This window comes from uncultured Phenylobacterium sp. (genome assembly GCF_902826855.1).
GTDB lineage: Bacteria > Pseudomonadota > Alphaproteobacteria > Caulobacterales > Caulobacteraceae > Phenylobacterium.
Genome location: NZ_CADEGK010000191.1, coordinates 4,853 through 8,662 on the forward strand (window position 1 = coordinate 4,853; position 3,810 = coordinate 8,662).

At 71.3% G+C, this 3,810-nt stretch carries 3 protein-coding genes and 1 riboswitch; all 3 genes read left to right on the forward strand.

What is annotated here, in order from left to right:
* Positions 1 to 252 precede the first annotated feature (252 nt).
* A riboswitch (cobalamin riboswitch) is annotated at positions 253 to 467 on the forward strand.
* A gap of 172 nt (positions 468 to 639) precedes the next feature.
* Complete coding sequence (locus tag QZV94_RS20140) at positions 640 to 2,637, forward strand: TonB-dependent siderophore receptor (protein ID WP_293681045.1); 1,998 nt, start codon at positions 640 to 642, stop codon at positions 2,635 to 2,637.
* A 15-nt stretch (positions 2,638 to 2,652) separates the two neighbouring features.
* Complete coding sequence (locus tag QZV94_RS20145; RefSeq protein ID WP_293681048.1) at positions 2,653 to 3,504, forward strand: ABC transporter substrate-binding protein; 852 nt, start codon at positions 2,653 to 2,655, stop codon at positions 3,502 to 3,504.
* On the forward strand, positions 3,501 to 3,810 hold a 310-nt coding region (locus tag QZV94_RS20150; protein ID WP_293681051.1), incomplete at its 3' end, for an iron chelate uptake ABC transporter family permease subunit. The genes QZV94_RS20145 and QZV94_RS20150, both read left to right, overlap by 4 nt.

Here is a 3,810-nt window from a genome sequence, read left to right on the forward strand (position 1 = left end):
AGTCGGGGCTGGGTCGGGGCCTCGGCCATGATCGCGCTGGCGGTGTGGGCGGCACTGGGGCGTGGCAGCACAATCGCGGCGATCAACCGAGTGCGCATGTGAATCTCCTGGGTTCGGCGACACGCCGGAGCCTAAACCCCCAAGGCGCCGCTCCGTTGCACCGTCGAGGCCGGTTGCGGCGGAGATGTGGCCTGACTGGACAACCGGGCAAGGCTCGACCATGAAGCGGCCGTGGCGGCGGCCGGTCCGGCCGACGTCGCAATGCGCGCCGATGCCCGCAAGGGCTTCACGGGAACGCGGTAGGGGGTTCGCCCCCGATCCGAGGCTGTCCCTGCAACTGTGAGCGGTGAGCGCACGCGCTGCGGCGGGACTTCGGTTCCGCCAAGCCACTGGGGAGACCCGGGAAGGCCTGCGCGTGACGCCGTGACCCGCGAGCCAGGAGACCGGTCGGTGCGTGTCGCTCGAGCTGTCGGGACAGTGGATCCCACGGCGCGGACTTCCGTCTGAGCGACGACAGAGACGGCCGGGGCCGCCTCGAACGCACCGGCGGGGGCGCGTCCACGCCTGCCGGTCCGTCCGCCCGCAACCTGCGGGAGGCCCTCGCCACGTCGTTCGGGGCGCGGAAGCAGGAGGGCGGAGATGCCCAGGAACCACCTATTGAGCGCCGCAGTCGCGGCGTTGTTCGCGGGCGCGCCCGCTTGGGCCGACGAGGCGTACTCCGTCTCGGAGATTATCGTCACCGCTACTCGGGGAATCGACGGGATCGAGGCCGACAAGATCGGCGCGTCCGTCACCGTGATCACGCCGGGCGACATGGCCGCGCGCCAGGTCCGCGTCGTGTCCGACGTACTGCGCGACATCCCGGGCTTCGCAGTCAGCCGCGCCGGCGGGGTGGGCGGCTTCACCCAGGTGCGGGTGCGTGGGGCGGAGTCCAACCACGTGCTCACCCTGATCGACGGCATCGAGGCGGCCGACCCTTTCCAGGGCGAGTTCGACTTCGGCTCGCTGGTGGCCGACGACGTGGCCAAGGTCGAGGTGCTGCGCGGGCCGCAGAGCGCGCTCTACGGTTCCGACGCCATCGCCGGGGTGATCAACTACATCACGCCCACGGCGGCCGAAGCGCCCGGGGGGCGCATCCGAGTGGAAGCCGGGTCGCAGCGCAGCTTCGGCGGGGCGGCCCGCTGGGCCCAGGTGCTGGGCCCGGTGGATTACGTCCTGAACGCCGATGTCCAACGCACTGGCGGCTATGTCACCCAGACCCTGCCGGGCGGACGGCGCCGCACGGGCTCGGAGCTGCAGGCCTTCTCCGGCAAGGCGGCATGGGAGGTCACGAGCGCGCTCAAGCTGCGCGGCGTGGTCCGCTACACCGACACCCATGCCGAGACCAACGGCTCCAGCTTCGGCCGTGGCCAGGTGGACAGTTTCGGGAGCTACTCCGATATCACCAACCTCTATTGGCTGGGCGGCGCGGACCTGAAGCTGATGGACGGCGCCTGGACCCATTCGGCCTCGATCCAGGGCGTCGACGCCGACCGCGACGGCTTCACAGGCAACCGGCCGGCCAGCGGGGATGAGGGCCGGCGCATCAAGGCCTCCTACGTCACCGCCTATCACCTGGAGACCAGGGTGCTAACGCACACCCTCACCGGGGCCGTCGACTGGGAGAAGGAGACCTACCAGAATACCTCTCCGCCCACCTCCGGCGCCGACACCACGCGGCGCTCGATCGAGAACCTGGGGGTGGTGGGCCAGTACGACCTGCAGCTGGGGGATCGGGCCGGGATCGGCGGCGCGGTGCGCCACGACGACAACGCGTTCTTCGCCAACGCCACGACCTGGAAGGCGCAGGGCTACTACCGCGTAAACGACATCATCCGGCTGCGCGCAGCCGCCGGGACCGGGATCAAGAACCCGGGCCAGACCGAGCTGTTCGGCTTCAACGCCACCGGGCCGTTCCCCTTCCGCGGCAACCCGAACCTGAAGCCGGAGAAATCCCGCGGCTATGAGGGCGGGGTCGATCTCAGCTTCTGGGACGGCCGAGCGACGTTCGGCGCCACCTACTTCCACGCCAAGCTGAAGAACGAGATCTTCGGCTTCTTCGGCGGGACGGTGCCGCCGGGCTGTCCTGCGCCGCCCGCCGGGACCAGCACCACCTGCAACCGCGCCTTCGACTCGATCCAGAAGGGCTTCGAGCTGTTCGGCGACGTGCGGCTGTTCAATGAGCTGCGGCTCTCCGGCAGCTACACAGACCTGAACGCGAGGGAGAACGGCCTGCAGGAGATCCGGCGCGCGCCGCATATCGCCAGCGCCAACCTGACGTGGACGCCCCTGGACGGCCGCGCCACGGTCAACCTCAACGTCCGCTACAACGGCGCTCAGCTGGACTCCAACTTCTCCGGCATCGCCGCGCCGTTCCCGGCTGGCCTGCCGGACGTGAAGCTGGCCACCGGCGCCAACGCGGGCAGGGTGATCCTGCCCGCGTTCACCCTGGTGAACCTGTCCGCCAGCTTGGACATCGACGGGCACGTCGAGGTGTTCGGCCGGGTCGAGAACCTGACCGACGAGGACTACTACGAGATCTTCGCCTTCCCCAGCCAGCCGCGCGCGGCCTATGTCGGGGCGAGGGTGAAGTTCTGATGGCTGACCTCTGACATGGGCCGGGTCCGTCGCCTTCTGGCGATCGCCGCCGCCGCAGCCGCGCTGTCCCAGCCGGCCGCGGGCGCTGCGAAGCCCATGCGCATCATGTCGATGAGCATGTGCACCGACCTGCTCATCCTGCAGCTCGTGCCGAAGGGGCGGGTGGCATCGGTGACCTACCTTGCCCACGATGGCGCGAACGTCCTTTTCCCGGGGGCGGACGCCGGGATCGTCATCAATCACGGCACGCCCGAGGACATCGTCAACCTGAAGCCCGACCTGATCCTGGCCGGAGACTTTTCCACGGCACTCACCCGCAAGCTGGCCCGCCGGGTGGGCGCGCGGATCGTGGAGGTGAAGAGCGCGACCACCTTAGCCGACATCCGCGCCAACCTGCGGCGGCTGGGCGCCGAGGTGGGCGAGCCGGCGCGGGCGGAGGCGCTAGTCCGCCGGATGGACGCCACGCTCGCCGGCCTCGCCGCCACCGCGCCGCCACATCCGATGCGGGGGGTGGTGTGGAGCGGCGGATCGACCGTGCCGGGCCGCGACGGGTTGAACGGCGCCATCGTCGCCGCCGCGGGCGGGCGCAACATCGCCGCTGCGCCGGGGATCGCCGATTCCACCTTCGGCATCGAGCAGCTGCTGGCGGCGCGGCCACAGGCCCTGCTCTACGAGACCGCCCGGCCGGGCGTGCGCTCGCTGACCACCGATGCCGGTGCGCACCGGGTGGTGCGCCGGCTCTATGCGGGCCGCAGGATCGGCTTCAACGGCGTCGTCCACGCCTGCGGGCTGCCGCAGTCGGCCGACGGGGCCGCCGAGCTGCGCCGTGCGCTTCGGGCGCTGCCGCCCGGGGGCCCGCCCTCATGAGCGCGCTGGGCAAGGCGTTGCCGTGGCTGGCCGGGACGATCCTGCTGGCCGCAGCGGTGCTGTCCCTCTTCGTGGGCCGGGTGAACGTCGCCCCCGCCGAGATCCTGCACGGGCTCGCCGCTCCGGATCTCAGCCTGGCCGGCCTGGTGGTCACCGAGCTGCGCCTCCCCCGCGCGATCCTGGCGATCCTGGTGGGCGCCGCACTGGGGCTCTCGGGCGCCGTCCTCCAGGGGTTGCTGCGCAACCCGCTCGCCGAGCCCGGGCTCCTGGGCGTCACCAGCGGGGCGGCGGTGGGAGCGGTGGTGG

Coding starts and splice junctions, on each gene's coding strand:
- QZV94_RS20145 (WP_293681048.1), top strand. CDS start 2,653: ATGGGCCGGGTCCGTCGCCTTCTGGCGATCGCCGCCGCCGCAGCCGCG.
- QZV94_RS20140 (WP_293681045.1), top strand. CDS start 640: ATGCCCAGGAACCACCTATTGAGCGCCGCAGTCGCGGCGTTGTTCGCG.